This is a genomic window from Oleiphilus sp. HI0079, from assembly GCF_001635105.1.
The window spans coordinates 1-919 of sequence record NZ_LWFT01001431.1 but is presented as its reverse complement, the minus strand read 5'-3'; the positions used below and the strand labels follow the sequence as shown (position 1 = coordinate 919).

Annotated in this window: 1 protein-coding gene; it reads right to left on the bottom strand. The window is 48.6% G+C overall.

Translation table 11 applies throughout. From position 1 onward, the window contains the following. On the bottom strand, positions 1–919 hold a 919-nt coding region (locus A3750_RS24605; protein ID WP_156498925.1), incomplete at both ends, for an ATP-binding cassette domain-containing protein.

Sequence of the window (919 nt, the reverse complement as noted above, 5' to 3'; positions counted from 1 at the left end):
GGCAGTAGCCGATTTCAGCATTCTCTGACCATTTGGCGACGCCTGAATTAGGTTGGATCTTGTCGACAAGGCAACGTAGCAAGGTAGATTTGCCAACACCGTTTTCACCAATAACCGCGAGTTTTGCGCCCGCTTCAAGAATGAGGTCGTCTGAGGTGAATAGGGTTTCACCGTCATAACCGTGAGAAAGACCTTCTAATGTGAGCGCTTGACGATGCAATTTTTTATGTTGTTTGTAGCGGATGGATGGGCTAACTCGGCTGGATGCTTTAACTTCATCGAGCTGAATCTTCTCCATGCGCTTGGCGCGCGACGTCGCTTGCTTTGCTTTTGAGGCATTTGCAGAAAAGCGGTTAACGAAAGACTGTAACTCTTCGATCTCAGCACTCTTTTTGGCATTTTCTGAATGCAATTGTTCCTGAACCAAGCTCGCTGCGGCGGTATATGCCTCGTAGTTGCCCGGATAAATACGCAGTTCACCGTAGTCGATGTCGGCCATGTGCGTACAGACTTTGTTCAAAAAGTGACGGTCGTGCGAGATGATGATCATGGTACATTTTCGCTCATTGAGTATCTCGGCTAACCATTCGATTGTATGAATATCCAAGTTGTTGGTAGGCTCATCAAGAAGCAGTATGTCTGGGTTGGCGAATAGCGCTTGCGCGAGTAATACACGTAGTTTCCAGCCGGGGGCTACTTGCGCCATTAGTCCAAAATGCAGTTCTTCTTCAATGCCTGCCGATAACAAGAGCTCACCTGCGCGACTCTCTGCGCTGTATCCATCCATCTCTGCGAAAAGCGTCTCTAACTCGGCAACGCGCATGCCTTGTTCTTCGCTCATTTCAGGCAAGCTGTATATGTATTCTCGCTCCTGCTTCACTTCCCAAAGTTCAGCATCGCCCATAATGACGGTGTCGAC